This is a genomic window from Serratia sp. YWN4, assembly GCF_055790845.1.
On record NZ_CM147696.1, the window covers coordinates 3,119,802 to 3,142,259 of the forward strand.

At 51.2% G+C, this 22,458-nt stretch carries 23 protein-coding genes and 1 riboswitch; of the genes, 6 read left to right on the top strand and 17 right to left on the bottom strand.

The annotated features are described in order from the left end of the window. Positions 1-4 precede the first annotated feature (4 nt). The gene (locus tag ACX9GT_RS14840) at positions 5-1,552 is read right to left on the bottom strand and encodes a TerC family protein (RefSeq protein ID WP_473187507.1); all 1,548 of its coding nucleotides are present in this window, start codon (positions 1,550-1,552) and stop codon (positions 5-7) included. A gap of 707 nt (positions 1,553-2,259) precedes the next feature. Here ACX9GT_RS14840 and ACX9GT_RS14845 point away from each other — a divergent pair. Both ACX9GT_RS14845 and mntP read left to right on the top strand, forming a co-directional pair. Continuing rightward, entirely contained in the window at positions 2,260-2,718 is a 459-nt protein-coding gene (locus ACX9GT_RS14845) for a DUF986 family protein (protein WP_473187508.1), read from the top strand. A gap of 219 nt (positions 2,719-2,937) precedes the next feature. Next, positions 2,938-3,118: riboswitch (yybP-ykoY riboswitch) on the top strand. Positions 3,119-3,130: 12 nt separating this feature from the next. Continuing rightward, complete coding sequence (gene mntP, locus ACX9GT_RS14850; protein ID WP_473187509.1) at positions 3,131-3,700, top strand: manganese efflux pump MntP; 570 nt, start codon at positions 3,131-3,133, stop codon at positions 3,698-3,700. A 45-nt stretch (positions 3,701-3,745) separates the two neighbouring features. Here mntP and rlmA read toward each other — a convergent pair whose 3' ends face one another. Next, positions 3,746-4,564: a 23S rRNA (guanine(745)-N(1))-methyltransferase gene (rlmA, locus tag ACX9GT_RS14855; protein WP_473187510.1), complete on the bottom strand. Its 819-nt coding sequence runs from the start codon at positions 4,562-4,564 to the stop codon at positions 3,746-3,748. A 148-nt stretch (positions 4,565-4,712) separates the two neighbouring features. Between rlmA and ACX9GT_RS14860 the strand changes: the two genes are divergently transcribed. Continuing rightward, the gene (locus tag ACX9GT_RS14860) at positions 4,713-5,426 is read left to right on the top strand and encodes a purine nucleoside phosphorylase YfiH/LACC1 family protein (protein WP_473187511.1); all 714 of its coding nucleotides are present in this window, start codon (positions 4,713-4,715) and stop codon (positions 5,424-5,426) included. 55 nt (positions 5,427-5,481) lie between these two features. Here the strand turns inward: ACX9GT_RS14860 and cspE are convergent, their stop codons facing one another. The 5 genes from cspE to ACX9GT_RS14885 form a co-directional block, all read right to left on the bottom strand. Next, positions 5,482-5,691 (bottom strand): transcription antiterminator/RNA stability regulator CspE, encoded by a 210-nt coding sequence (cspE, locus tag ACX9GT_RS14865; protein ID WP_002221949.1) that lies wholly within the window; start codon positions 5,689-5,691, stop codon positions 5,482-5,484. 41 nt (positions 5,692-5,732) lie between these two features. Then, positions 5,733-5,849: a DUF2627 domain-containing protein gene (locus ACX9GT_RS14870; protein ID WP_002211058.1), complete on the bottom strand. Its 117-nt coding sequence runs from the start codon at positions 5,847-5,849 to the stop codon at positions 5,733-5,735. A gap of 154 nt (positions 5,850-6,003) precedes the next feature. Next, positions 6,004-6,294, bottom strand: coding sequence for a hypothetical protein (locus ACX9GT_RS14875; protein ID WP_473187512.1), 291 nt, complete (start codon positions 6,292-6,294; stop codon positions 6,004-6,006). A 330-nt stretch (positions 6,295-6,624) separates the two neighbouring features. Further along, positions 6,625-7,626, bottom strand: coding sequence for an MBL fold metallo-hydrolase (locus tag ACX9GT_RS14880; RefSeq protein WP_473187513.1), 1,002 nt, complete (start codon positions 7,624-7,626; stop codon positions 6,625-6,627). A 147-nt stretch (positions 7,627-7,773) separates the two neighbouring features. Next, on the bottom strand, positions 7,774-8,088 hold the full coding sequence (locus tag ACX9GT_RS14885; RefSeq protein ID WP_473187514.1) for a phage protein NinX family protein: 315 nt from the start codon (positions 8,086-8,088) through the stop codon (positions 7,774-7,776). Positions 8,089-8,184: 96 nt separating this feature from the next. Here ACX9GT_RS14885 and fos point away from each other — a divergent pair, with 96 nt between their 5' ends. Further along, positions 8,185-8,592 (top strand): fosfomycin resistance glutathione transferase, encoded by a 408-nt coding sequence (gene fos, locus ACX9GT_RS14890; protein ID WP_473187515.1) that lies wholly within the window; start codon positions 8,185-8,187, stop codon positions 8,590-8,592. Between the two features lie 62 nt (positions 8,593-8,654). On the opposite strand, the gene ACX9GT_RS14895 is transcribed toward fos, so the two are convergent. The 6 genes from ACX9GT_RS14895 to ACX9GT_RS14920 all read right to left on the bottom strand — a co-directional run bounded on the left by ACX9GT_RS14895 (position 8,655) and on the right by ACX9GT_RS14920 (position 16,618). Then, positions 8,655-8,930 carry a YebO family protein gene (locus ACX9GT_RS14895; protein WP_473187516.1) on the bottom strand — a complete coding sequence of 92 codons (276 nt, stop codon included), beginning with the start codon at positions 8,928-8,930 and terminating at the stop codon, positions 8,655-8,657. Between the two features lie 143 nt (positions 8,931-9,073). Continuing rightward, the gene (locus tag ACX9GT_RS14900; protein ID WP_473187517.1) at positions 9,074-9,313 is read right to left on the bottom strand and encodes a DUF2766 family protein; all 240 of its coding nucleotides are present in this window, start codon (positions 9,311-9,313) and stop codon (positions 9,074-9,076) included. Between the two features lie 46 nt (positions 9,314-9,359). Then, the gene (gene cbpM, locus ACX9GT_RS14905) at positions 9,360-9,659 is read right to left on the bottom strand and encodes a chaperone modulator CbpM (RefSeq protein WP_459402352.1); all 300 of its coding nucleotides are present in this window, start codon (positions 9,657-9,659) and stop codon (positions 9,360-9,362) included. After that, entirely contained in the window at positions 9,659-10,573 is a 915-nt protein-coding gene (gene cbpA / locus ACX9GT_RS14910) for a curved DNA-binding protein (RefSeq protein WP_473187518.1), read from the bottom strand. The genes cbpM and cbpA overlap by 1 nt, the downstream gene beginning before the upstream one ends. Before the next feature lie 500 nt (positions 10,574-11,073). Then, positions 11,074-12,051: a diguanylate cyclase gene (locus ACX9GT_RS14915; protein WP_473187519.1), complete on the bottom strand. Its 978-nt coding sequence runs from the start codon at positions 12,049-12,051 to the stop codon at positions 11,074-11,076. Then, positions 12,038-16,618, bottom strand: coding sequence for a CHASE domain-containing protein (locus tag ACX9GT_RS14920; RefSeq protein ID WP_473187520.1), 4,581 nt, complete (start codon positions 16,616-16,618; stop codon positions 12,038-12,040). The genes ACX9GT_RS14915 and ACX9GT_RS14920 overlap by 14 nt, the downstream gene beginning before the upstream one ends. A gap of 297 nt (positions 16,619-16,915) precedes the next feature. On the opposite strand from ACX9GT_RS14920, the gene ACX9GT_RS14925 reads away from it, so the two are divergent. Next, positions 16,916-17,302 (top strand): helix-turn-helix domain-containing protein, encoded by a 387-nt coding sequence (locus ACX9GT_RS14925; RefSeq protein ID WP_459402348.1) that lies wholly within the window; start codon positions 16,916-16,918, stop codon positions 17,300-17,302. A 10-nt stretch (positions 17,303-17,312) separates the two neighbouring features. Here ACX9GT_RS14925 and ACX9GT_RS14930 read toward each other — a convergent pair whose 3' ends face one another. Further along, positions 17,313-17,675 (bottom strand): DUF1304 domain-containing protein, encoded by a 363-nt coding sequence (locus ACX9GT_RS14930; protein ID WP_473187521.1) that lies wholly within the window; start codon positions 17,673-17,675, stop codon positions 17,313-17,315. Between the two features lie 474 nt (positions 17,676-18,149). Between ACX9GT_RS14930 and ACX9GT_RS14935 the strand changes: the two genes are divergently transcribed. After that, positions 18,150-18,329 (top strand): YdfD/YebW family protein, encoded by a 180-nt coding sequence (locus ACX9GT_RS14935; RefSeq protein WP_473187522.1) that lies wholly within the window; start codon positions 18,150-18,152, stop codon positions 18,327-18,329. A gap of 130 nt (positions 18,330-18,459) precedes the next feature. Here ACX9GT_RS14935 and ACX9GT_RS14940 read toward each other — a convergent pair whose 3' ends face one another. The 3 genes from ACX9GT_RS14940 to astB form a co-directional block, all read right to left on the bottom strand. Next, a complete protein-coding gene (locus tag ACX9GT_RS14940) occupies positions 18,460-19,545 on the bottom strand; it encodes a porin (protein WP_473191600.1) in 1,086 nt (361 codons plus the stop codon). Between the two features lie 575 nt (positions 19,546-20,120). Continuing rightward, the gene (gene astE, locus ACX9GT_RS14945) at positions 20,121-21,104 is read right to left on the bottom strand and encodes a succinylglutamate desuccinylase (RefSeq protein WP_473187523.1); all 984 of its coding nucleotides are present in this window, start codon (positions 21,102-21,104) and stop codon (positions 20,121-20,123) included. An 11-nt stretch (positions 21,105-21,115) separates the two neighbouring features. Continuing rightward, entirely contained in the window at positions 21,116-22,456 is a 1,341-nt protein-coding gene (gene astB / locus ACX9GT_RS14950) for an N-succinylarginine dihydrolase (RefSeq protein ID WP_473187524.1), read from the bottom strand. Between the last annotated feature and the right edge of the window lie 2 nt (positions 22,457-22,458).

A 22,458-nucleotide genomic window follows, 5' to 3' on the forward strand; every position in this document is an offset into this window, starting at 1 on the left:
ATCATTACTGATGTTGTTCGTAGTGTGGCCTCACCTTGGTAATGCCCACCAGCTCAATGCGGTAGTCAGACACTTCAAGGATTTCGAAACGCAGCGCGTTCAGTTCCACCACCTCCCCAACTTCCGGCATCTGGCCGTAATGGGAGAGCAGGAAACCCGCCAACGAAGCATAATCCTCCGTCGGGCTGACCAGATCGTCGCAGTCCAACGCTTGTTCCAACGAGTGTAAATCCGCTCCGCCTTTCACCAGCAAGCGATCGCCTTCCGCAATAATATCCGGCGTTTCGTCCTCGTCCGGGAACTCTCCGGCGATCGCTTCCAGCACGTCCAACGGTGTTATCAGCCCTTGCACCACGCCGAACTCATTGGTCACTACCACCAGGCGGCCTTTGGCCCGGCGTAATACCGCCAACAGCTTAAGCACGTCCATGGTTTCTGGCACCACCATCGGTGGCGTGCGGGCGGCAAACTCAGCGATGTCCACGCCCTGATCCAGTGCGACCAGCAAATCTTTGGCGCGCACTACGCCAACGATCTCATCCAGTTCGTCACGGCACACCGGGAACAGGCTATGCGGGGTATCCAGCAGTTGCTCGCGCACTTCTTCACGGGAACGTTCACAATCCACCCAGGAGATTTCGGTCCGTGGCGTCATCACGCTGCGCAAGCTGCGGGCAGCCAGCGTCAGCACGCCGCTGATCATATAGCGCTCTTCTTCAGCAAAGGTCTGATTCACTTCACGCGTTGCCGCTTCGTCCGGTTGCTCTTGCCCCCGTTCCTGCCCCATCAGGCGCATAATGGCTTGCGCCGTGCGTTCGCGCATCGGGCGGCGTGCCTCATGCTTGATGAAGTTACGACGTGCAATCTGGTTAAACAGTTCGATCAGGATCGAGAAACCAATCGCGGCGTACAGGTAGCCTTTCGGAATATGCAAACCGAAACCTTCAGCAATCAGGCTCAGGCCAATCATCAGCAGGAAGCTCAGACAGAGCACCACGATGGTCGGGTGGGCGTTCACGAAGCTCGTTAACGGTTTTGACGCCAGCAGCATCACGGCCATGGCAATCACCACCGCCGCCATCATGACCAGCAGATCGTTCACCATCCCCACGGCGGTGATTACCGCATCAAGGGAGAACACGGCATCAAGAATAACGATCTGCACCACCACCACCCAAAACTTGGCGTAACCGCGATTGAGACCGCCTTGGTGGCCTTGCCCCTCCAGCCGCTCATGCAATTCCATGGTGGCCTTGAACAGCAGGAAGACACCACCAAACAGCAGGATCAGATCGCGGCCGGAAAAACTGAATTCTGCCACGCTGAAAAGCGGCGTGGTCAACGTCACCATCCACGAAATCACCGACAACAGGCCAAGACGCATCACCAGCGCCAATGACAGGCCAAGAATACGGGCTTTATCCCGCTGCTTGGGCGGCAGTTTGTCGGCCAGAATGGCAATAAACACCAGGTTGTCGATGCCCAGTACAATTTCCAGCACTACTAAGGTCAATAACCCAGCCCAAATAGAGGGGTCCATTAATATTTCCATATCAGACTCCAGAAGAAAGACAGGTTTGCTGAGCAGTGCTCAGGCGTGACAAAGCAGACGCAAAGATTGCGCTAGCAAGAATGATGGTGGAATAGAATTGCAGAACCGGGAAACAGCCGACGGGCCGGGTGACATCTATAACGCCAGCAGGTGGCGGGTGGATCGTTGAAAAACAGTAACTTCGGTGACAGTCCATAGGGAGGGCAGAGACCCTTCACTCCTTAGTAATAAAAGAAGCAGGCACTCTAGCAGGAAATTTTTCTGTGGAAAAGTAGCTTCTTTTACTTTACGCCTCGTTTTGTAACATCTCTGCTGTTTAATCCCTCAATGATAATTCGATCGGCCAATAACAGAGCGGTATCACAAAATTTATTTTTTCACTCACTAAAATAAATTAACGCTAATGTGAATTAACGCGCACAGGTTGATGAAACTGCGCGGGAAATGTGTAGTAAGCCCTAATGCCGGTCAGTTAAGCGCAAAGCTGCATAATTATGCAGCAGGTGCTAAAGGTGTGGCCTCCCTCTCCCTGTGGGAGAGGGCCGGGGTGAGGGGCTTTAGTTCAGTGATCTTCCCCTCTCCCCGAGGGCTGTCTCTTGATCAGGAGATCTGATCAAGAGACAGCCCCAAGGGAGAGGGAACTGGTTAGCCTTAACTAACCGGCATTAGAGGCAAAACCCCCGGCTTTTTATTGATGGAGTGATGAGATGTCGCTGACCGACGCTGTATTACTGATTTTTATTGTGCTGATGCTGCTGTATGCGCTGTACGACGAATTCGGCATGAACCTGCTGAAGGGCAAAACCCTGCTCAAGGTGCCGTTAAAACGCAGTAACCGGCTTGACTGCCTGATTTTTGTCGGCCTGCTTGCCATCCTGATTTACCGCAACGTCACCACGCAAGGCGCGCCATTAACCACTTATCTGCTTATTTCTTTGGCATTAATTGCCGTCTATATTTCCTATATTCGTTGGCCCAAGCTGTTGTTTAAACCACAGGGTTTCTTTTATGCCAATGCGTTTATTGAATATTCACGCATCAAGGCGATGAATTTATCCGAAGACGGTATTCTGGTTATCGATTTAGAGCAGCGTAGATTATTGATCCAAGTCACACAACTAGATGACCTGGAGAGAATTTATCATTTTCTTGTTGAAAATCAGTAACAAAAAAGCCTCTCTGTTTTGTAGCGATTTAACCACCAGCCGCATTCTCGGATAATTAATCAGCAATGCTTCTGGTTCACTGTTTATTATTCCCGCATATTTTGATGCAGCTATCACCGTTATTTGTTCCCTCCATTCTTAAGTGAAAATAATTCTCAATTCCATTGAGTTACCCTACCAATTTAAAGGTTGTCTCCGTCAAAAATATTATGGTAAGGTTGCGCCGTCATTGGGGAGTAGCCGGTTTCTGGGTAGCAAATACCAGAAACGCCCGTATCAACATACTCGTTTCGCAACTCGAAACGTGGTGCGGGTAGCCGAACAGGTTGGCGAGACCATAGACACGTAACTCCGTCGTATGGTTGGGGGTGGGTTACGTGTATATGGAGCCGCCCGGCCGAGGCTATTTTACATGAACCTGTCAGCAACTCTTATTCTCGCATTTGGTATGTCTATGGACGCGTTTGCCGCTTCAATCGGCAAGGGCGCTGCACTGCATAAACCGCGTTTCCGCGAAGCTCTCCGCACCGGTCTGATCTTTGGCGTCGTTGAAGCCATTACCCCGTTGATCGGCTGGGCCATCGGGCTGTTCGCCAGCCAATACATCATGGAGTGGGATCACTGGGTGGCCTTCGGCCTGCTGTTTATTCTGGGCGCGCGCATGATCATGGAAGGCGTAAAAAACCAGCCGCACGAAGAACAAAAAGTAAAACGCCATGGATTCTGGATATTAGTGGCTACCGCTATTGCCACCAGCCTGGACGCGATGGCCATCGGCGTGGGTCTGGCCTTCCTCCAGGTCAATATCGTCCATACTGCCATGGCGATCGGTTGTGCCACCATGATTATGGCCACGCTGGGGATGATGATTGGCCGCTATATCGGCCCTCTGCTGGGCAAACGTGCTGAAATTCTTGGCGGAGTGGTGCTGATTGGCATTGGGATAAATATCCTGCTTGAACACCTGGGTTATCTTGCCTAACATCTTCCTAAACAGAAAAACCTGCCGAGGCAGGTTTTTCTGTTTCTAGCGACAACGGCGATACAAGCGGATCGCAAAGTCCGTTTCACAGGTAAAAGCCGTGGTTTCTGCCAGCCGTTGCTGCACCTGTGGCGAAGCGCGCCAGGCAAACGGCGTCATCTGCAATAAATTGGCCGCCTGCTCACCGGGCAGCGTCATCGGATAGGCCAATGACTCGATGATTTCACAGGTAAATCCCTCAAGTTGCTCGTCGTTTTCTGCATGCAACTGAACATCCTGATAAACCTGCTGCTTTAGCTGGTAAAGATGGCGCGGCCCTGGTGACACCGTCACAACCACCCCTCCAGGCTTCACCACCCGAGCTAATTCCTCGGCTTTACAGGGCGCATAAATGCGCAATACCGCATCGAGTGAAGCGTCAGCAAACGGCAAACGGTGGCTGGAAGCCACACAGAATGATACCGCTGGATAACGCTTGGCGGCAGAACGGATCGCCACCTTCGCCACATCCAGGCCATGCACGGCCAATGCCCGTTTCTGCGATAAGCGCGCTGCCACCGCTGCGGTGTAATAACCTTCCCCACAGCCAATGTCCAACAACGCTTGCGCCTCATCAGGCAATGCCGCATCTAACAGTTCCGCGATCCGCTGTTGCAATGGCTGATAATAACCCCCATCCAGAAACGCACGGCGTGCCTGCATCATCTCGGCGCTGTCACCCGGTTGCTTTGAGCGCTTATGCTGCACCGGCATTAAATTAACGTAACCTTCTTTGGCGCAGTCGAACTGATGATGATTTTCACAACGCCATTGCTGGCTGGCATGATACAGCGGCTGGTGGCACAGAGGGCACTGATAGGACATGGCTTGGATTCCAGAGAGATACGGCGCGGCTAGTCTAAAGAAGGGCTCTGTGCGATGCAAGGTAGATACTCTCTACTGCCGCTAGCCAACGGCTAAAAAAGCTGGCTACACTGGAGCCTATCGTCCAGTTGCAGGAAAAAAACGTTCTATGACCGACACCTCCCCGTTCCTCAATGCGGTTCCCGGCATCAAGCATGGTTTTGGCAATAAAAGCGCCCTGCTGCCGGAGCTGCTGTTGCCCTATCGCGCCACGCTACCGGAAAAGAAACAAGTACACGGCATACGTATTGTCGATATTCATCACCCTGCCCAAGTATGCGGCGAGGCCGATGGTTTCTTTACTCGTGAACCGGGGATTCTAATCAGCGTGCTGACCGCAGATTGCCTGCCGGTGATTTTCAGCCGTCACGACGGCAGCGCTGTCGCTGCGGTTCACGCGGGCTGGCGCGGGTTACTGGACGGCATTCTTGAGCAGATGGCACGGCACATCAACCGTGATGACAGCACCGCAAACTGGGTAGCCTCCATCGGCCCCGCAGCGGGATCGTGCTGCTATGAGGTTAATGAGGAGTTGGTCGCGCGCTTTCAGCAGGCTTTACCCCTGCCGCCTGAATTGATCAGCCCACGGCATCGTCATCTTGATCTGACCGCTATCGCCGAAAACCAGCTGCAAGCCCTAGGGTTTGCCGCGGTCGATCGCGCAGGTAGCTGCACCATTTGCACACAGAACAGCGACCTACGACTGCCACAGCGCTTTAAATACACCAGTTATCGCCGTAACAGCCACCGCCGGGCGCAGGATCCCAGCCATCCGGGTATCAAAGGGCGTAATCAGTATTCCGGCATTTTCATCACCGGCTGAATCGCACAACGAAAAAACCCGCACAAAGGCGGGTTTTTTGTACAGCTGACGCTGATTAGATAGCAGTAACGTTTACTGCAGATGGGCCTTTCTGGCCATCTTGGATTTCGAACTCAACGTTCTGGCCTTCAGCCAGGGTTTTGAAGCCGTTACCCTGGATTGCAGAGAAGTGTACGAACACGTCTTTGCTGCCGTCAGCTGGAGTGATGAAACCGAAACCTTTAGACTCGTTGAACCACTTAACTTGACCTTTGATCTTTGCCATCTTGAGTATTTCCTTTGGATTGTTTAAACCGCCCAGCGGCGTTACATAGACAAACTAGAGTCGTTACTGCTTGAGGCACTAAGATAAGGATCGGCAGAGAAGCGGTATTCAACGCTAACGTCTTTACTCAGAACTTCTTTACTGAAAATGCCACACATATACAGAACTGTACCTCGTTTTACCCAGATGCGTTATCACATACTCTGGAAACGATGGCAAGCCATTTTTAATCACCGATCGACCTGTCGCACATATTTGAAACGGTCAACCGCATCAATAGCCTAAATACGGTAAAAGAGGTTGAAGCCTTGACTATTTTCTGCTTTGTAAACGAACTGCGCTGAACTCCGCGTGCTGCCTGAATTTTAACAATTCTTTCAAGCTGACGACGAATGTTTTTGACAACATATAAGCGTCTGAGCGCGGCAAAAGCGTAAAAAATTTTGAATCTTTATGGAATTTTATATGCAAGATTTGAATATCGATGAACGGGTGAGCAAACGGCTCATCAATCTGAATTTTTGCTGCCAAGCCTGCCACAGCAGGAAGAGATCGTCTCCTGGCGCTAGAGGTTATGGTCGTTATCCCCTTTTTGTGCGACATAAAGCTGCGGTTTGGTGGTGCATAAACATGCACCACCGGGAATTATGCACCGATAGAGTGCAGCGCGGTAAAATAACTATTGCCATCAGAGCGTAAATATTCGGAGTTAGCCTAGTCAAGAGTAAATAAATAAAAAAAGTATTCTCTGATAACAAAATGTTTATTTTCACCCATGATTAAGAAAATGGGCCAATGAATTTCATCCCCACTTCTGGCTTTGTTTTTTTACCCATTTCCACCACTCTCAGCCTCATTGGCCGCCTAAAGCCCTCCCCACCAAAGCCCGCACGATGCGGAATACAGGGTAGCACTGAACGCACCGAGCTTTACTCATGAGGAAATCTCATCAAGATCAATACGTGCGCCAATCTTTAACGGATGAAACCGATGCTGCACTATCCCCGCCTCGTTTAGTGCCAGGTTTAATTGCTGCGGAGGTTCATCCAACGACTCATCGGCCAATTCAAAAACCCCCCAATGAATAGGAATCACCCGCGGTGAATTTAATTGCTGATAGAGCATGACCGACTGCTGCGGATCCATATGCTGCTCCTGCATGAACCATCTTGGTGCGTAGGCACCGATCGGTAACGCAGCCATATCAAATGGCCCCAGGCGAGTGCCAATCTCGACCAATTTTTCAGAATAACCGCTGTCACCAGAGAAATAAAAGCGCAGCGCAGAATGATGGATCACCCAACCACACCACAAGGAACGGTTGCGATCCCAAGGCGTGCGCATGCTCCAATGGCGCGCTGGCGTGGCGTGAAACGTCATATCATCCAGCGTCAGGCTTTCCCACCAGTCCAATTCAACCACCCGCTTGGCCGGATAATGGCTGAACCAGCGTTTTAGCCCCAGTGGCACCACGAAGGTGATCTCGCGGAAACGCTTAGTCAGTTCCCTGATGGTGCAGCGATCCAGATGATCGTAATGATTATGGGAGATCAGCACCACATCCACCGCGGGCAACTGCTGCACCGTCACCGGAGGGGGCGTTTTACGTTTCGGGCCATAAAAACTCAGCGGCGAGGCTCGGTTTGACAAGACCGGGTCGATCAGGACATAACGCCCACCCAGGCGCAGCAACAGCGAAGCATGGCCCAACCACCAAACGCTGTCCTGGTTGCCACTGAGATCGGTGGCTTGCCACCAGTTTGCGGTGAATTGCTCATAACCCGCCAGCGGTGGCTTGGGCAAGCCGAGTTTTTTACGCTCATCCTGCCAGCGCCTCAGATCCCCCGGTTTGTGCAGCGTCGGTTCAGGGTTGCAGAATCCGTGCGGCGTATGATGGGCTTTGCTCGCATCGTAATAACGATTGGTGATCTTCATTCCCTACCTCTCCCTGCCCCCAAGTAATACAAGATAGCTCGCCTGTGGCTTATGACCAGTATGATAAACATCTGGCTTTTTTGCCTATCCTATTGGCAGATAAATTGATTTACCGGGGCAAATATCAGAAGAGTGATGAGAAAAACGTCAGCACATCACCTCTTGCGTCTGCTGGCTCAGCAGGAAACAGATCATGGCGGCTCGCAGTGGGCTACTGCTGCCCGCTTGCCAGGCGCCGCGTTGGGTGGTGATACTGGCCTGCCACTGCGGATGATTATCCTGGTTGATGGCGTTGAGGCTGATATTATTGGCGCAGATAATCGGCCAGGCATCCGCAGGGTTCTTACAATAGTCTTTACCTTTTACCCCACCGTAAGGGTACCATTTTTCCGGATTTTCCCCGGTGATTAGCGCAATACTGCGGTTTACTTCAGCGTCACTTTCTTCATACCATTTAATCATTGGCGATAACCCTCTTTCTTATAGTTAACGCTACATTACGATGCTGATACGACAGATTTATGACAACTGGCTATACACTTAAGGATATTCCTCATCATGCTATCTGGCCTTAACCACCTGACGCTTGCCGTCAGCGATCTTGATCGCAGCTTTGCTTTTTACGTCGACACGCTGGGCTTTAGCCCTAAAGCCCGTTGGGTACAGGGAGCCTATCTGACGCTGGGTGAACTGTGGCTGTGCCTGTCGCTGGATGACACTCACCTAGAGCCACGCACGCGCGACTACACCCACTACGCTTTCAGCATCGCGCCCGAGGATTTTGCCGCCTTTGCCGCGCGCTTACGTGCAAATGGGGTGGAAGAGTGGAAAAGTAACCGTAGCGAGGGGGAATCACTGTATTTTCTCGATCCTGATCGACACGCACTGGAAATCCACTGCGGCGATCTGGCCAGCCGTTTAGCAGTCTGCCGCGAGAAACCCTATTCGGGCATGGTGTTTTACTGAAGGTGGAATGGTGTGAGAAGGCGCGATTGCTCCCTTACCTTCTCACAAAATCAGTCTTGAGCTTAACGCTCTGGGATAAACCCTTTGAAACCCAGCGCCGGGCCGAGATCGTCGTCATCGCTCGGTTCTTGCTCTCCGCGTGCGTTTTGCACCAGCGTTTTCAACAACGCCGTTTGCTGGCGCTGTTGCTCGGCAATCTCCTGTAGCAGGCGAATCTGCTCATCGGCACGCACGCTGGCACGGTTCACCAGGAACCACACCCACAAGCCAAGCAACACGGATAAAATGACAACGGCAATGGAAATCAGGCCGGACGGCCCATAACCTAAATCGTACATGAACAACCCTATCTACTGCATAAACCGAGCCGCTATCTTAACACTCCCGGTAAAACCAAGTGCAGGTTTGCCAGAAATTGTTATTACGTCATGTTACAAGAATGGCAGTGGCTTAAAACCGCCGCCCTGCGGCGGTTTAACGATTACTCGCGGTTAAACTTCATCTCAATCAGCGCGATCGCTTTTTCAATCGCCCGCTTAGTGATGGGGTCGGCCCCGGCGGGATGGGTAGAAAAATCAATACTCTTCAGTTGGCTGGCCATCTTGTCCCGTACTTCCGTCGGCGCAATAACGTCGATCACGTCCAGGATCTGTTTGATAACCAGTTGGCAGGCAACCAGATCAGAAACCAGTTCCTGATCGTTGCTCAGCATGTCAGACATAATAACTTCCTTCTTGATTCAGATGCCGCATAGTACAACATGTCTATCACTCAATAAAACGCTCCAGGCGATGGCGCAACTGGCTATTTTCTTTGCGTAACTGCTCAATCTCCTCCAACAGCGTCAAGGCTACAGCGATACCGGGCCAGTCCAGCGCCAGTTCGTGCTGTAGGCGCTGGGCGCGATTGAACGCCGCAAGCGCACCATCGTCGAATAGCCAATCGGCCGCCTCAGGATCCCGTGGCTCAATGACCCCCAACCCCACCACCTCGCTCAATTCGGCTTCGGTCACTCCGGTATGCAGGCAGAACTCAGTCACGGTAAAAGTTATCTGTAACTTGGCCATTATGCTTTACTCCATACAGTGCGGGGATCGAAGGCAGTATTCGCCTCAGCCAGCTGTTGCCAGAGTGCCGCCTGCTTGTCATCCGGTTTAGATGGCATAACAATCTTGATCACCGCATACAAATTACCGGTCTCTTTCTTGCTGACCAGGCCTTTGCCCTTAATTCGCAGCCGCTGGCCGGCCTGGCTGCCCGCAGGAATGGTGAGCAGAATGTTATCCGACAAGGTGGGCAGCGAGACTTTTGCCCCTAGCGCAGCCTCCCAGGGTGCCAGCGGAACCACGATCTCCAGATCGTGCCCAATCACTTCAAACAGTGGATGTGGAGCAAGCTTAATGATCAGATAGAGATCGCCATTCGCACCGCCATCAGCACCAGGAACCCCTTGGCCCTTAACGCGGATGCGCTCGCCATCCGCTACTCCTGCAGGAATTTTTACGTTAAGGGTTTTGGGGATTTCTTTTTCGACCAGACCAAAAATGTTATATACCGGCACCTTATAACTCAGGGACCGGGTTTGTTCACTCAGGGTTTCCTCCAGCAACATCGCCACGCCGAGTTCCACATCCTGCCCACGAGCCGCATGCCGCTGCTGCCGCCCCTGCGCGCCGCGACCAAACATCGAGGTAAAGATATCGGAGAAATCTTCAGCATTGCCGCTCTCTGCGCGCCGCGTCTGCCGCCCAAAGCCGGGATCGTGGCGATGCTGGAGCAGTTGGTCATACTCCGCGCGCCGCTCGTTGTCTTTGAGCACTTCATAGGCCTCAGCAACATCTTTAAAACGGGCTTCCGCATCAGCTTCGGTACTGACATCCGGATGGTATTTCCGTGCCAAACGGCGGTAAGCGGTCTTGATTGCCTTAATGTCATCGGAGGGTTTAACCCCTAAAATGGCATAGTAATCCTTGATTTCCATAACCTTATGATCTCATTTTTTTAGGTGACCGGTGGAAGTAACGCTGTGAGCGTACCAGAAGCGAGAGGGTTGTTTAGCTTAGTCTGTACTGCTCGGGTGGGTAAAGCCATGATGACATGGTTCCTGACCCGGAACCCGTCATCATTGAGTTATGTTAATACCAATAAGTGAGTTGATTACCGGATTTCACTGATCTTCACCTCCCACACCTTCCGCGTTATTGACCATCATCACTGGCGCGGCCATAAAAGCAGCGACGCCTACGATGACAAAAAGAGTAATAATCACTGTTATTAACATGCGATCACCCCATCAACATGACGTTGTTACGGTTGACTCTCTGTTTCGGCTAATGACTTCTCGGACCTGGACCACTTGGATTGGCGGTTGCGGGTAATTTCAGATTAGCTGGTTTTTCCGGATGATGACAAGTCATCCGGTAAGGCTTTTTATTTATCTGACCAAAGAGGTGGGTATTGCAGGCAGCAGGTGCTGGAGCATCAGCCTGCTTCAGGCCCAATATCGTCTAACAATATTCCGCAGGTCTGATTTTTGCCCTTTTTCTTCGCCTGATACAGCTGGGCATCCGCCTGTAGCAAGAAATCGGCCAGCACGCCGGTGCTTTCAGCACTGCGGCAACAGACCCCCAGGCTGATACTGACAACGGGGGATACCGAGGAATCGGCATGAGGGATCCCCTGCTCAATCAGCTGTAATCTGATCGATTCCGCCACCGCCATGGCACCACTCAATTCGGTATTGGGCAGCAGACAGGCAAATTCCTCACCCCCGTAGCGGGCAACCAGATCGGTCGCGCGCTTCAGGGCATTGCGGATAGTTTTTGCCACACGGCGTAAGCAGTCATCTCCTGCCAAGTGACCATACAAATCGTTATATTTCTTGAAAAAATCGACATCAATAATAATCAGGCTAAGCGGAGTATGGTGACGGCTGGCCAGTTTCCACTCCTGATTCAACCGCTCATCAAAATAGCGCCGATTATGGACTTCGGTTAACCCATCCAAATAGACTAATTGACGTAACAGGTCAGATTGCGCCTTCAGCAACAGGTGGGTGCGCACTCGTGCTCTGACCGTGTTCCGATTGATCGGCTTGCTGATAAAGTCCACCGCACCCTCATTAAAACAGCGCGTTTCAGTCTCTTCATCGATATGGGCCGTAACAAAGATAATGGGAATATCCTTGGTTTCAGGGAGGGCTTTGAGCTGAGCACAAACCTCATAACCGCTGATATCCGGCATTTCAATATCCAGCAAAATCAGATCCGGCTTCTGCTTAACGCCCACCTCCAGCGCCTGTTTACCGTTGGTTGCCATACAAACATGATGATCGGCAGAAAACGCTTGATATAACACCTGAATATTGAGCGGGTGATCGTCCACAATCAGCAGCTTTGGCTTTTCCAAACCCGGTAAAAACACGGCAGCGTCTTGATCAAGCGAGTTATTTATTGTCATTATTTTCATTCCTTTGCCTTGAAGGGCTGTCCAGCAACGCTTGAGCTATCTGAATGGCCAGAGCGAAGTCCAATTGGTTGATCGCGTGATTCAGCGGAGATAATGCCTCACCCACTTGCTGGCCAAACGCCGCCTGTAATTGACCCATGGCTTCCAGTGCCGCCATATCTGAATTTTGTAACAGTAATATCAGCGCGTTCAGATCAGAATCAAGAGAATTTGTCTGCCCGCTTCCTGCTGGATCTGTCTCAACCGCCTTACCCAGCAGCATGTGGCTCAATTCCGCCATTCCGAGCTGCACGGATCGCGCTTGGTCTTTTATTTCACTCAGCAAGCTCTCTATCGCTTGCGGGGTGGGTATTGATGTACCGCTCAATAATGTCTCCCCTTTACCGGCATTTTGCGACAAATGCGTTGCGCCAAGCTGCGCCGCCAGCCCCTTGGTGGTGTGCAACAGACGCGATGCGGATCGCCAGTCCTGCTGCGCGATCAGCGTATCTAATTGCACTGGGAAATCGGCCAGCTCTGCCCCGAACAGCGAGAGCATTTTCTGCAACAGCGAAATATCCCCACCTAATCGATTAAGCGCCGACTCCAGTTCAATCCCTGCCACCGTTGCCGCCTCTTTCCATTCCACTAAGAGCGGTGAAAGCGTCTCTTTGTGCGTGGCGATCGCTATCTCAGGCTGCTTGCTGTATTTCCGTATCACCCGGATCAGATTATTCAGATCGAAGGGTTTACCAATATGATCGTTCATCCCTGCCGCCAGGCAGGCATCGCGATCGGACGCCATCGCATTGGCGGTCATGGCGATAATAGGTAATTCCACCAGCCCCAGCGTGCTGCGAATATACTGCGTCGCGCTTAAGCCATCCATGACCGGCATCTGTAAATCCATCAATACCACGTCAAAGGCCGAGAAATTATCCTGCAAAATATCAATCGCCTCCTGACCATGGTTAGCGATCTGGACAATAGCGCCTTCATCCTCCAGTAATTCGCGGGCAATTTGCTGGTTATTCACGTTATCTTCAACCACCAATAGCCGAATACCGGACAATTGGTGGGAAGAGGAAACCATCAGTCTGGGTTGGAGATTATCAGGCTGTTTGCCTTCGCTTAATGCATCGGTCACTGAATCCAACAGCATAGAGGCCGTAATAGGTTTTACCAGATAACCATCAAGCAACGCCTGATCTTCCTCGCTGCGCTGCAACAGCATTTCGCGATCGTGCGCGGTGATCATGACAATCATCGGCACAATCCCTTCTGGCATGAGTTCACGCACTGATTTGCTGGTCTGCCAACCGTCCAATCCCGGCATTTGCCAGTCAATAAACAGCGCACCGTAGGTAATACCTTGCTCGCGTTGCTGCTGCATCAGTTGCAACGCTTCGCTGCCACTGTTTGCCACATCAACGGTCCATTTTAGCGATTCGCCCATGCGCTTAATCAGTTCGCAGGCCGTCGGGTTGTCATCAACCACCAAGACGCGTAAGTAATTTAATGCATGAGCCCTGGCTGCCAATGGCTCAGGCGCTTCATTCACAATCGCTGAGCGCGCAGGAACAGGCAACGTAATGGTGAAATGGAACAGGCTGCCATGGCCAACCTGGCTTTCTAACTCCAGCGTTCCCCCCATTAAGGCCACAAAGCGCTGGCTGATCACCAGCCCCAATCCCGAACCACCGAAGCGGCGGGTAATAGAGGCTTCCGCTTGTGTAAACCCGCTGAAAATGCGCTCCTGATGTTCAGGGGCAATCCCAATCCCAGAATCGCGAACCCCGAAATGTAAGGCCACCTGCTGGCTGTCTTGCTGAACAACCTTGATGAACAGTATCACCTCCCCCTGTTCGGTAAATTTCAGCGCGTTGCCACCAAGATTGATTAATATCTGTTGCAGCCGCATGCTGTCACCCACCACAAATGAGGGTAAGCGCGGATCAATATCAAACAGAACCTCAACGTTTTTCACTCTCAGGTTGCTGGATAGAATGACGGACAGATCCCGCAGCATGGTATGAATATCAAACGGGATGCATTCCAGAACCATTTTGCCCGATTCAATTTTCGAGAAATCCAGGATGTCATTCAGCAACCGCAACAGCGTACGGGCCGCCGCTTCAATTTTGATGGCATAGTCGGCCTGTTTATTATTGAGCCCGGTTTTCCTCAATAGGGTCATCATCCCCAGAACGGCATTCATTGGCGTACGTAATTCATGGCTCATGGTTGCCAGAAATGCAGATTTGGCATGATTCGCTGCCTCTGCCGCTTGCCTGGCCGCCCGCAGGATATTCTCATCCTCATACTGCTGAGTGACATCACGATTTATCCCCATCATTGAGACAGGACGGCCATTTTCATCCCGTTCAACCATCCCGCTTGATTGAATAAAACGCACTTGGTTATTGATCACAATGCGGAAGTTCTGGCGGTAAACACTTTCGCTTTCCAGCGCCTTTTTCACTGCATGTGTCACGTCTTGACGATCTTCCGGATGCAACAGGCTATACCAATGTTCCTGAGGAATAGGCACATGACATAACTCTGCGGGCAGCGCATAAATATCATTCATGCGCTCATCAAAAGAGAAGGTTTTATCCTGAATATTCCAGAACCAGATCCCCAACTCCGCCACATCGGCGGCCCGGATTAATTGGTTACGGGCAATAGTCAGGCTAGCCTGCTGATTTTTGCTGGTGGTAATATCAATCTGGATGGAGATATAACGTTCAATCTCGCCTGCACTATTTTTAAACGGCGCAATGGTGGTATCCACCCAATAAATGCGCCCATCCTTCGCTTTGTTGCAGATTTCCCCCCGCCAAGAGGTGCCGCTGGCGATATCTTTCCACATCGCTTGCCAAAACTCAGCGGGATGAGTATGCGAGTCTAATAACCGATAATTTTGGCCAATCAACTCTTCCCGCTGATAACCACTGATGTTACAAAATGCGTCATTAACCTCGGTGATTAACCCGTTACTATCAGCGGAAGAAATGATGCCATGTAAATTAAGGGTGCTAAGCAACGCGTTATTTTCACGCAAAGCAGCCTCAAGCCGCATATAGGTGGCTTTACGTTCACTGATATCCGATTCAATCGCCATAAACCCGATGGGTTCATTCTGTTCGTTGTAGCGAGGTTGAATTTCTAATTCAATCCAATATTCCTGGCCTGACTTAGATCGGTTGACGATTTCGCCATTAACCGGCTCGCCTGCATCCAATGCGGCTTTCATTGCCGCAGCAACCTTTTGATCGGTATTGGCACATTGCAGTAATTGCCCAGGAGACTGGCCAAGGACTTCGGTTTTACTGTAACCCGTAATGCGTTCAAAACCCTCGTTAACCCACAGGATACGCCGGTCTACGTCTGTAATGATCACCGCGTTGGAGGTGTTTTTAGCCACCAGCGCCAAACGTTCAAGATCTGCCGTCATATTACGCGCCAACATTTCTGCACGATATCGTCCGTTTATTTGTTGCCGCAGCAATAACGCCAGTACGGAACTGAGCAACAAACCAAAAGCAAACAATAACCACGATGCATAACGTTCCGTCAGTGCCTCAAAGGATGGGGTACTGGTTACTCGCAGGGTCATTTCGCGCCCTGGCAACTGTAATGTATTTATCTGGCGAAATATTCTGGCATTGATGACCTGCTCAGAATGCTCCTCTTTGGACAGTTGGTCTGGGTTTTGGCTGCCATCGGCATCAAACACCAAATATTGTGCAGAGAGGTCATGCGTACTGTTAAACAGCTCGATATCCACTCGCCCATTAGTGAACTCTGGAATATCACGTAACAGATCGGCAATCACGATAGGCGAATAGAGCAGTCCTACCAATAATGCCCTTCTCTGTGCTGGCGTAACGGGGTTGGTGCCATAGGCATAAACCGGTACAAACAGCAAAACACCGGGCGTTTTACGGTTATCCTGCACTAAATGAAGGGTGCCAGACAGCGTGGGCTGGCCGGTATTAATCGCCGCAAGAACAGCCGCACGCCGGACAGCTTCAGAGCCAACGTCAATCCCTTCAACACCATGATTATCGTCAGCTGGCTCAATATACTTAATGAGATACAGATCGTCATAATGCTTATCATCAAGCTGGTGGACGGTAAATTCCGGGGCACCATCCGCTCTGACCTGCGCCAGAAACGCCTCCAGATGACTGCGTTGAACCCGCTGAATAAAACCAAACCCGCGTACCCCTGGGAACTCAACCGACAGATCATGGGAGGCCACATAGGCACGAAACTGTTCGCGATTTAAATCATTATTGGTTGCATAAGCGCCTCTCGCGCCATTCAGCCCGTATACCGGCTGAGAAAAACGCCTGACAATCTCACCAGAAATCCGCTCAACATCGCGTTGAAATTCGGCCTCGGCATTACGTTCAATCTCGTTATAAAGCCGCCAGGCTCCGACGCCGGAAAAGATCACCCCGACGATAAACAACAATACCGGCAAGAGGTTAGCCTGCTGTGACAAATAGTTATCCCAGAAAGAGAGTATTTTCCGGGTGCGAGTACTTTCATTGGATCGTGGAGAAGCCATATAGCGTCACATTCCCTATAAACAGCAATAGCTCAAGCATAGCCGTATTACTATGTGATTCAAGGTGGTGCAAGCTGCTTTGTGATAACCCTACACAAGGGCGGTGGCGACTGGAATGGCAGGAGCAATCGACTATCGGTGGTGACAACCTCAAATCTCTGAGTTAGGCTAGGTGCGTTTACCCACATCCTTTCGTCCAGGTTAAACCGATAAATTCTGTAAAATCAGATGGTTAATTAAATATCCGTGAGCATTCAGGATTTATAAATTTAACAATAAATCAATTAGGTAAGCGTATTGATACAAGAACACCACCTCTCATTAGTCTGCGCCCTCAGTAAATGGGTTGAAACTCACCTCGGGCGAGTGATCCACTTGGAAGAACTGGCTGAGTATTCAGGCTACTCTCTGTGGCATATGCAGAAACTGTTCAAAGAAGCGACCGGGATCTCGCTGGGCAAATATATTCGTGAACGTCGTCTTGCCGGGGCGGTGTATCAGTTGCGCAGCAGTGAAGCCTCTATTTTTGACATCGCGCTGGATTTTGGTTTTGGTTCCCAGTCGCATTTCACTTACATGTTCAGAAAACGCTTCGATATCACTCCCTATGATTTCCGCCAGGATCTGAGCGTAGACCTGCACATTGAGCCCCCCTTGCACGTCATTCATCAGAAAATGGCCTGACCACCACGCCTCAGGCGCGGTAATACGCCATCAATAATGCCAGTATGGCGACCAGTGCTGGCAGCGCCTGAATCCAGAGAATTTTGCGGCTGGCGGTCAAACCGCCAAAAACGCCCGCGACCAGCACACAGCCTAGGAAGAACAGTTGGGTCGGCACATCCTGCCGCCACATTCCCCACAGTAAGCCTGCGGCAAGAAAACCGTTATACAGCCCTTGGTTTGCCGCCAATACCCGCGTGGCGGCGGCAAATTCTGCCGTTGTGCCAAAAGCACGTCTTCCCGCTGGCGTTTGCCAGAGAAAAGCCTCCAGAACAAGAATATAAATATGTAAGAACGCAACGAAGAGAATCAGGATGGCGGCAATGAGCATCATATTTTATCGGCTTATTCTTGGGCAGGAATATAAAGTATAAGCCTGCTATCTGACTTACCTATATTAAGGCGCAAAAAAATCCGCCGAAGCGGATTTTTAATTAATCATTTAGAGTTAGTTAAGCATCATCATGACCAGAAAGGCAACTGAAAGCCAAAATAGCGCCGTTGCAATCACAATATGAAATAACCTTGCACGAGAGAGTAATTGGTTCATAGCAACCTCACCACTTCAACGAGCCGACAGACCGAATTCACCCTTTAAGATCAACCTTAGTTCAACAGGTCTTTTTTTATTTGCGGCAGATCACTTTTTCACTAAATGGTCATCTTTCAGCAAAAAATATCTTTTCACCAAGCAAAACGCTTTGGCTACGTTTATTTAGCAGTAACGCCAACGTGGATTGTCACGGTGAATGCATCATGATCTAAACTCACCGTATGAAAGCGTTAACGAAGAGGATGCGATAGCGTTATGTACGCATTAGTTATGTTCGTTTGCTATCTGGATGGCGGCTGTGCCGACATGGTGGTTGATGTACTGCGTGATGAGCAGCAATGCCTGCGGGTGATGAAAGAACAGCGGCTGCGCCATGCCGGTTGTTATCCGATTGAGGATTTTATCGACGGCCTCTGGTTGCCTGCCAGCGAGTAAACCCCTATCGAGTTAAAAGAAAAAGGCAGAGTTCGCATTCTGCCTTTTTGACCACTTCCCGACACAGGAATGAGGTAGACCAAGATGCAGGGTGCATTAGCTACGCCTGCCTGCATCTGGGGATAAACGCTTAGAAACGGTAGGTCAGGCTGGTCGCAACGATGTTGTCGTTGTTCAGACGCAGTTTGTTGTTATCGTCGTTCAACTGGTTGATTTTATAATCAACGTAGGCGTACATATTTTTGTTGAAGTAATAGGTCGCACCGATATCAACATAGTTTGCCAAATCGGTATCACCAATCCCTTCGATATCTTTGCCTTTAGATTGCACATAAGCCAGAGAAGGACGCAGTCCGTTCTCGAACTGGTATTGCGCGACGATTTCAACGTTCTGGGTCTTTTTAGCCGCACCCTTCACGCCATTAACGGTGATTGGGGTCATGTTACGAGTTTCTGCATACATGATTGCCAGATAGACCTGATTGGCATCATATTTAAGCCCGGTCGTCCAGGCTGAAGCGCTGCCGTCACCATGACCGTAGAAGGCGTTTTTCTGTGCTTCAGTACGATTGGAATCAGAATAGGCTGCCGCTGCGCCAATACCGCTGCCACCGATGTCCTGATAGACCGCAGACAGACCGTAGCCGTCACCGTTCTGGCGGTGCACGTCACGGCCTTCGTTTTTGCCCTGATACTGCAACGCTACGTTCAAGCCATCCACCAGACCGAAGAAATCACGGTTACGGTAGGTCGCCAGGCCGGTAGAACGGCTGGTCATGAAGTTGTCAGTTCTTGAGTAAGAGTCGCCACCGAACTCTGGCAGCATATCGGTAAAGGATTCAACATCGTACACAACGCCGTAGTTACGGCCGTAATCGAATGAACCGTAGTCTTTGAGCTTCAGGCCCGCAAAGCCCAGACGGGTTTTGCTGCCTTCGTTCGCATCGCTGCCTTCGCTTTTGTCGGCTTGATATTGGTATTCCCACTGGCCATAACCGGTCAGTTGGTCGTTAACCTGCGTTTCGCCTTTGAAACCTAAACGAACGTAAGATTTATCACCGCTTTCCTTGCTGTCACTGACAAAGTAATGTTTGCCGTTCACTCGGCCATACAGATCGAGTTTATTGCCGTCTTTATTGTAGATTTCAGCCGCGTTGGCCATTGAGGTAACGGCACCGAGAGCCACCGCCAGAGCGAGTACACTGCGTTTCATAATTTCTTTCCTAGATATTAATTAAAATCTGCCCGTCACGCCCAATTTATGGTTTGGGCTGTGATCTTTATCGTTGTGTATTTTATGAAGGCCCTCAATTAAGGGCTATGTGACATTAGCATTACGAATAAAAACTTAAAATCAAAAAGTTCATAAAATAGCGGCTTTAAACCATGTTTATTTGTAACAAAACATTAACCACAAGGACAATCATAACTAATTGATTAAAATAATATTTTTAAAATTTTCGATAAGTTAACCAGTGAAACCGGTCCTTTATGAACAAAAAGGTTTCATCTTGTTTGATTTTCAGCCGGTGAGAAACGACAGCAGGCTTAGCAGGATGAGTAATCGGATGACTTATTTCACAATCCTGTATATCTAAATCGAGTTAAGTGATTTAACCGATTTAGCTTTCATTCTATTAGTGCGTTTATCTTAGACAGTATAAGAAATACCTTAAATTAATGAACAGGTGCCCTTTGCTATCACAGTCATTAAATAAAATAATCGGTTATTGCGCAGAAAATAACGGCAGCACCGCAGGTTCTTTTTAACCTGCGGCGCGGAGGAAGGGATCAGAATAGGGTGCTACGCGGGATTTCAGTCAGCATCATGCCAGCACGCAATCCCAGCGCCACGCTGGGGTTTGGGAACAATATCCACTCCTGATCATGCTGCACCCGGTAGCTCTCACCGGGTTGTTCACACAATAAGGTTCCCCGCGGTAACGCGGTAAAGTTGGCCGTATCATCGCTCAAATACAGCCTGAATGCTTCACTGCGCTTAATCAGTGATTGTTCAACGCGGAATACCCGCATCGGTGCCTGCGCACGTTGTGGCAGCGGTTCGGCGCTGATAAACGCCCGTAATGCCTGATGAATACCCGCAAACTGCTGCAAATCGTTGCTGCCGAACGGCCGTGCCTTTCCCAGTTCCAATGTGCAACTGGCTGCCTGCCATTGTTCACTGGAGAAATGGCTGAAAGTGCCCCCCGGAGCCTGATGGATCACCACGGCATCTAACGCCGCCGCCTCCAACAGCGCCAGCATTTCCGTGCTGTATGGCCGGTTTTGAAAGGGTAGCAGGCCAAAGCGCGGTAAATGTGATTCGCGGATCGCCGTATGTAAATCAAAGTGAAAGCGGGCCGCACTTTCCCCGGTAAAGAAGGCACCGATCGCCCGCTCCAGCCGCTGCGCCCGCGCGGTTTCTCCACAAGGTTCAAACTGAGCGTAGCGGCCACCGAACATGCGGTTCATATCGCTGCTCAAGTAGCGCTTACCGGCGCGCATCGCCGGTGGGTTGCCTAACACCACCAGCAAACGTACCGCCAGCGATCTCGTGCCCGCAAGTATTTCACCCACGCATTGGTTAAGTAATTCGATAGGTGCCGTTTCATTACCGTGGATACCGGCAGAGATCACCGCCGCACGTTGATAACCGTGCAGCGGGCAGATCTCCAGCAGCCCCTCGCCCAGCCACTGCCAGCGCAGCATGGCGTTCTCACCGCGGGATTGCATTGGGTCTTCACCCGCCAACGTCAGCGCCAATAAATCGATCATGATTGCTCCGGTTATTGCTGGAACGGGTAAACAGACCCCAAGCCAAGGATCGATGTCAGGGCATCCAAGGCATCACGCCCTTCGCGCAGCAACTGCGGATCCGCCAGATCGGCCTGCGTCAGGCGATCGCGATAATAGCGATCAACCCACTGGTTAAGGGTGCTAAACAGCGCGTCATTCATCATCACTCGCGGGTTGACTGCCCGCAGCTCCTGCTCATTCATCGCCACCCGCAGCCGCAGGCAAGCCGGGCCACCGCCGTTGCGCATACTCTCACGCAGATCGAACACCTTGATCTCATCAATCGGGCCGCCGCTGGCCACCATTTCCGTCAGATAGTGCCAAACCCCCTCGTGCTGGCGGGACTCTTCCGGCACCACGATCATCATTCGGCCATCCGCTTTGGTCAGCAGTTGGCTGTTGAACAGGTAGGTCGCTACCGCATCCGCCACGCTAACGCGCGCGGTAGGCACTTCGATCGCCACCAGTTCAGAACCCACCGCGGCCATCTTGCGCCGGACTTCATCCAGCCCGCGCTGCTGATGCAAAAAAGCCTGCTGATGATGAAACAGAACCTGCTGATTGCTGACCGCAATCACATCGTTATGAAACACCCCTTGGTCGATCACCGCCGGATTCTGCTGCAAAAAGACCGTCTGCTCTGCGTCTAACTGATGCAAGCGGGCGATCGCTTCGCTGGCTTCCCGCGTCTGCCGAGCCGGATAGCGCGTTGGAGCCTGCTCCCCACCGAACTCCTGCCGACCATACACGAACACCTGTACGCCACGCTGGGCGTAATCACCTCCGAGACGGTTATGGTTAGCCGCCCCTTCATCACCGAAAAGCGCCACCTGTGGCAGCGCGTCATGATGCACAAAATACTGCCGATCGCTGAAAATCGCCCGTAGCACGGCGGAAGTGGTTTCCGCCTCAATAGCACGGTGGAATTTGTTATTCAGGTTGGCAGCGGTGAAGTGCAGTTTGCCATCGGCGCTGTCGGCAGAAGGTGACACCGTCGCCGCATTGGCCGTCCACATGGCAGAAGCCGAACTGAGCGCAGAAAGCAGTTGCGGCGCCGTGCGCATCGCCTGAGCCAGCACGCTTTCGTCCGAACCGCTGAACCCCAGCTTGCGCAGCATCGGCAGATGCGGGCGCTCCTGCGGCGGCAATACTCCCTGCTGGAAGCCTAAATCCGCCAGCGCTTTCATTTTCAGCAAGCCCTGCTTAGCCGCCAGCTTGGGGTTGGATAGCGCATTGCGATGCTGAGTTGAGGCTTCATTACCAAACGACAGCCCGGCATAGTGGTGCGTCAAACCGACCAACCCATCGAAATTGACTTCATATCCCGACATGT

Excerpts from the sequence above, each read along its gene's own strand:
- ACX9GT_RS14935 (WP_473187522.1), top strand. The coding sequence starts at position 18,150 with ATGTACGCATTAGTTATGTTCGTTTGCTATCTGGATGGCGGCTGTGCC.
- fos (WP_473187515.1), top strand. The coding sequence starts at position 8,185 with ATGCTATCTGGCCTTAACCACCTGACGCTTGCCGTCAGCGATCTTGAT.
- ACX9GT_RS14930 (WP_473187521.1), bottom strand. The coding sequence starts at position 17,675 with ATGATGCTCATTGCCGCCATCCTGATTCTCTTCGTTGCGTTCTTACAT.
- ACX9GT_RS14870 (WP_002211058.1), bottom strand. The coding sequence starts at position 5,849 with ATGTGTGGCATTTTCAGTAAAGAAGTTCTGAGTAAAGACGTTAGCGTT.
- ACX9GT_RS14895 (WP_473187516.1), bottom strand. The coding sequence starts at position 8,930 with ATGTACGATTTAGGTTATGGGCCGTCCGGCCTGATTTCCATTGCCGTT.
- rlmA (WP_473187510.1), bottom strand. The coding sequence starts at position 4,564 with ATGTCCTATCAGTGCCCTCTGTGCCACCAGCCGCTGTATCATGCCAGC.
- ACX9GT_RS14885 (WP_473187514.1), bottom strand. The coding sequence starts at position 8,088 with ATGATTAAATGGTATGAAGAAAGTGACGCTGAAGTAAACCGCAGTATT.
- cbpA (WP_473187518.1), bottom strand. The coding sequence starts at position 10,573 with ATGGAAATCAAGGATTACTATGCCATTTTAGGGGTTAAACCCTCCGAT.
- ACX9GT_RS14840 (WP_473187507.1), bottom strand. The coding sequence starts at position 1,552 with ATGGAAATATTAATGGACCCCTCTATTTGGGCTGGGTTATTGACCTTA.
- astB (WP_473187524.1), bottom strand. The coding sequence starts at position 22,456 with ATGTCGGGATATGAAGTCAATTTCGATGGGTTGGTCGGTTTGACGCAC.
- ACX9GT_RS14860 (WP_473187511.1), top strand. The coding sequence starts at position 4,713 with ATGACCGACACCTCCCCGTTCCTCAATGCGGTTCCCGGCATCAAGCAT.
- ACX9GT_RS14845 (WP_473187508.1), top strand. The coding sequence starts at position 2,260 with ATGTCGCTGACCGACGCTGTATTACTGATTTTTATTGTGCTGATGCTG.
- ACX9GT_RS14875 (WP_473187512.1), bottom strand. The coding sequence starts at position 6,294 with ATGTCGCACAAAAAGGGGATAACGACCATAACCTCTAGCGCCAGGAGA.
- cbpM (WP_459402352.1), bottom strand. The coding sequence starts at position 9,659 with ATGGCCAAGTTACAGATAACTTTTACCGTGACTGAGTTCTGCCTGCAT.
- ACX9GT_RS14920 (WP_473187520.1), bottom strand. The coding sequence starts at position 16,618 with ATGGCTTCTCCACGATCCAATGAAAGTACTCGCACCCGGAAAATACTC.
- ACX9GT_RS14915 (WP_473187519.1), bottom strand. The coding sequence starts at position 12,051 with ATGACAATAAATAACTCGCTTGATCAAGACGCTGCCGTGTTTTTACCG.
- ACX9GT_RS14880 (WP_473187513.1), bottom strand. The coding sequence starts at position 7,626 with ATGAAGATCACCAATCGTTATTACGATGCGAGCAAAGCCCATCATACG.
- cspE (WP_002221949.1), bottom strand. The coding sequence starts at position 5,691 with ATGGCAAAGATCAAAGGTCAAGTTAAGTGGTTCAACGAGTCTAAAGGT.
- mntP (WP_473187509.1), top strand. The coding sequence starts at position 3,131 with ATGAACCTGTCAGCAACTCTTATTCTCGCATTTGGTATGTCTATGGAC.
- ACX9GT_RS14900 (WP_473187517.1), bottom strand. The coding sequence starts at position 9,313 with ATGTCTGACATGCTGAGCAACGATCAGGAACTGGTTTCTGATCTGGTT.
- astE (WP_473187523.1), bottom strand. The coding sequence starts at position 21,104 with ATGATCGATTTATTGGCGCTGACGTTGGCGGGTGAAGACCCAATGCAA.